Below are 3,909 nucleotides of genomic sequence, written 5' to 3'. Positions count from 1 at the left end.
TGCCGGATCGACCGGGCGGTCGCCGCGCGCAGCACCGTGTCCCGCGCGCGCCCGCGCAGCCCGGTGCCTGCGGCGAGACCGCTGCCGATGGGGGGCAGCCCCCGCGAGGGCAGATACAGCGGATGGGGCGACAGCTCCACCCAGGGGATACCGAGGCGTTCGGCGGCCATGCCGCCGCCCGCGGTGAGCACGTCGGAGACGACGAGGTCGGGCAGCAAGGCGCTGAGCCCGGGCAGCATCTCGGACGCGATGTGGGCGGCGCGGGCATGGATGCGGGCACCGGCATCGGCATCGTCGTCCTCCGGACGCGGGGCCAGCCCGGCGAGCGGCGCGAGCGTCACCCCGTCCAGGTCGAGGCCGAGCCACCGCTCGCCGGTGAAGAGGACGGGCTCGTCGCCCGCCTCGGCCAGACGCAGGCTCAGGGCTATCGCCGGGATCGCATGCCCGGCGTCGGGCCCGGCCACCACCGCCACTCGCATCGGCTCAGACTGCCACACCCGCTCCGCGCTACCCGGTTGTGGAGGCGACGCCGGGAGTACCGGCCGCCGCTGCAGCGCCTCGGCGGTGGGGCTCGCCCGGGCTGTGCCCACCGCGTCGTACGTGCGAGCCTGGAAGCATGACGATGTCGGCAGGTGTCCCGTGAGGAGCGGCCATCCGGTGCCGGACCCCGTCGGTCCAGGGCAGGAGTCGGTGTGGGACTACCCACGGCCGCCCGTGGTCCGACGGAGCGACGAGCTGGTCGAGGTGTGGTTCGGCGGGCAACTCGTCGCGCGCACCCGCACCCCGTTGCGGCTGCTGGAGACGAGCCACCCGCCGACCTACTACCTGCCCCGGACATGCTTCGCCGAGGGGGTCCTGCGGCCGGTTCCCGGGAGCACGGTGTGCGAGTGGAAGGGACGGGCCGACTATTTCGACGTCGTGGCAGGCGGACACGTCGCCGAGCGTGCGGCGTGGCACTATCCCCGGCCGGTTGCCGGATACGAGGCACTCGTCGGGCATGTGGCAGTCATGCCGGGTCCGATGGACGGCTGTTTCGTCGACGGCGAGCGGGTGCGTCCCCAGGCGGGGGGCTTCTACGGCGGCTGGATCACCGATCGGGTGGTCGGCCCCTTCAAAGGCGGGCCCGGCAGTCGCTACTGGTGATCGCAGGGAGGGGCGGGCACGGCCGCGGCGACGGGCCCGAATCCGGGGACGGCCACCGATCGGCGCGGAGATCGGCGGCAACAGTCCCACGGGGTGGCCGTTCCGCGGCGGCGGCGGTCACGGATACGCCGACCAGAACTGGAGCACCTGCTCGCGGGTGGTGACCGTTCCGTTGTCGATGATCAGCAGTTCGTCCTCGTCGAACGTGTAGCGAACAGGTCCGGCCACGACGGTGAATCCGGCGGCGGCCGGGGCGGCGTCGGCCAGTTCGATGTCGGCACCGTCGCTGAGCCGCAGGCCCTTGTAGTAGAGGCGATCGAAGTCGTTGCGGCACACCAGGACCCGCGACTCCGACGTGCGCGCCACCGCGACGGCCTCGTCGGTCGAGTTGCAGCGCGGCCCGATGTCGTCGTCGAAGCCCCGGGTGTCCGCCTGCGCGACCGGGATGCGGTCCGGGCGGCTCTGCGGCGGGGCCGTGGTCGTCGGTGCGGACGAAGTGGTGGGGAGGTCGGTGACCTCCGCCGTGACCGTCGCGGGGGGCGGCACCACCGGACCGGGGCTGTCGATCTGCCCGGTGGCCGAGGTGTCGGCCCGCACATCCGGCTCCGGCGCCTCGCCGCGGCCGGGCAGGATCCACGTCAGCGATCCGACGAGCGCGAGGCCCACGACCGCGGCGCCCAGCAGCACGAGCAGCGGCCGACGGGAACGCGACGTCGGGTGTCCGGGCGGGGCGGTCGGACCGGCGGACACGGGGGCGGGTTCGGCGGCGGTGACCGCCCGGGTCGGCGCGGTGACGGGCTCGGTGACCGGCTCGGTGAGAGCGGCACGCGCGGCCGCGGCCAGCGCACCGCACGTGGGGAAGCGGTCCTCGGGGCGCTTGGCCATCGCGCGGGCGATCACATCGTCGAACGCGGACGGCAGGTCCGGCCGCGCCGCGGTGGGGCGCGGCGGGGGCAGATGCAGATGCGCGTGGACCAGATGGGCCGGCTCGGACCCCGGATACGGTGGCCGCGTCGTGAGCAGCTGATAGAGCGTGCACCCGAGGGCGTAGACGTCGGTCCGGGGGCCGAGGGGCCGCCCCTCGATCTGTTCGGGGGACGCGTACTGCAGGCTGGCGACGAGCATGCCGGTCTCGGTGACCGCCGTGCTGTCGAGGCTCTTCGCGATCCCGAAGTCCGCGAGCAGGACGCGCTCGGGTTCGCTCGCTCCGCTCGGCGTGAGCAGGATGTTCGCGGGCTTGACGTCGCGGTGCAGTATCCCGTGTGCATGCGCGTAATCGAGCGCGCGGGCGGTCTCGGACACGATGTGCACGGCGCGCCCCGGAGGCATCGGTCCCCTGCGCAGTGCACCCACCGCGTCGGTGCCGTCCACGTACTGCATCGCAATCCACAACTGGTCGCCGACATTGCCGCGGTCGTACACGGTGACGATGTTGGGATGTTCGAGCCGCGCGACGTGGTCGGCCTCCCGGAGGAACCGGCTGCGGTTTCCCGGGTTCGCGGTCGCCGACGGGTCGAGCAGCTTCAGCGCGATGAAACGCGGCAGGTTCGGATGCCGCGCCAGGTAGACGCTGCCCATCCCTCCCGTGCCGAGGCGGCGTTCGATACGGTACCCGGCGAACACGGAGCCGGTCTGCAGTTCTCCCACGGTGTCGTCCACTCCCGAGTCCGTCGCGGCGCCCGCCCGACAGCCGTCTCAGAATATCGCGCACGTGAAGAGTGCCGGGCCGGACGCTCCGGCGGTCAGGCCGACACATCCCCGGCGGCGTCGAGCGCCCGGGCCCGGTCGCCGGGCACGAGCCCGATCCGGGTGCGGCGGTCGAGGATGTCGTCGACGTCGAGGGCGCCCTCGTGGGTGACGGCAAATTCCAGTTCGGCGCGGCTGACGTCGAGCCCGGGGACGATCGGTTCCAGCCGGCGCGGGTCCGCGGCGAGCAGGGCCGCCTCGGTGCCGTAGCGCCGCACCAGGTTCGCCGGGGCGGCGACGGTGCGCAGCACGGCAGGAGTCGCGGCGCCGACGAGGGGGAGCCGCTGGGTGCGGCACGGCCCGACACGCAGTCCGGCCGTCTCGACGGCCGCGTCGACGGCGTCCTGCGCCATCCGCCGGTAGGTGGTGAGCTTGCCGCCGACGATGCCGATCGGACCGGACTCGGAGCGCACGACCGCGTGCCGGCGCGACAGGTCCGCGGTGCCGCCGCCGGTGTCGGTACCCGGCGCGGAAGAGTCGAGCAGCGGCCGCAGTCCCGCGAAGGTGCCGAGGACGTCGTTGCGGGTCAGGGGCACGGCGAGGGCCGTGTTGGCGGTGTCGAGGAGGAAGTCGATCTCACCGTCGGTGGCCTGCGGGACGTCGGGCAGCGCGCCGGGCGCCTCCTCGTCGGTCAGTCCCAGATAGATGCGGCCCAGCTGGGCGGGCAGCGCGAAGACGAACCGGTTGGTGGCGCCGGGAATCGGCACGGTGAGCGCGGCCGTGGGGTTGCCGAGGGCGGCGGCGGCGAGCACGAGGTGGGTGCCGCGGCTCGGTCGCAGCCGGATCGACGGATCCACCTGTCCCGCCCACACGCCCGCCGCGTTGATCACGGCGCGGGCCGTCACCCGCACCTCGGTGCCGGTGAGGGTGTCGCGCAGGGCGGCGCCGTCGGCCGTGACGGAGTGGGCGTCGACGCGGGTGAGGATGCGGGCGCCGTAGGAGGCGGCGGTGCGGGCGAGGGCGACGACGAGCCGGGCGTCGTCGACGAGCTGGCCGTCGTAGGCGAGCAGTCCCCCGCGC

3 protein-coding genes and 1 pseudogene are annotated in these 3,909 nt (G+C 74.0%); 1 reads left to right on the top strand and 3 read right to left on the bottom strand.

The genetic code is table 11. The features are described 5' to 3' along the window. Positions 1-479: pseudogene (locus CQZ88_RS05605) on the bottom strand (glycosyl transferase); the annotation flags it as partial. Positions 480-639: 160 nt separating this feature from the next. Here CQZ88_RS05605 and CQZ88_RS05600 point away from each other — a divergent pair. Continuing rightward, positions 640-1,143 carry a DUF427 domain-containing protein gene (locus CQZ88_RS05600; protein WP_050035119.1) on the top strand — a complete coding sequence of 168 codons (504 nt, stop codon included), beginning with the start codon at positions 640-642 and terminating at the stop codon, positions 1,141-1,143. Positions 1,144-1,260: 117 nt separating this feature from the next. On the opposite strand, the gene CQZ88_RS05595 is transcribed toward CQZ88_RS05600, so the two are convergent. Next, positions 1,261-2,802 (bottom strand): serine/threonine-protein kinase, encoded by a 1,542-nt coding sequence (locus CQZ88_RS05595; RefSeq protein ID WP_050035118.1) that lies wholly within the window; start codon positions 2,800-2,802, stop codon positions 1,261-1,263. A gap of 83 nt (positions 2,803-2,885) precedes the next feature. Then, positions 2,886-3,909, bottom strand: a 1,024-nt coding sequence (locus CQZ88_RS05590) for a glycerol-3-phosphate dehydrogenase/oxidase (RefSeq protein ID WP_102799369.1), incomplete at its 5' end; no start/stop codon positions are given.

The sequence above is a fragment of the Rhodococcus sp. ENV425 genome, from assembly GCF_002887785.1.
Taxonomy (GTDB): Bacteria; Actinomycetota; Actinomycetes; order Mycobacteriales; family Mycobacteriaceae; genus Rhodococcus; species Rhodococcus aetherivorans.
Note: the sequence above shows the minus strand (reverse complement) of the source record. Positions and strands in the feature narration are given on the sequence as shown.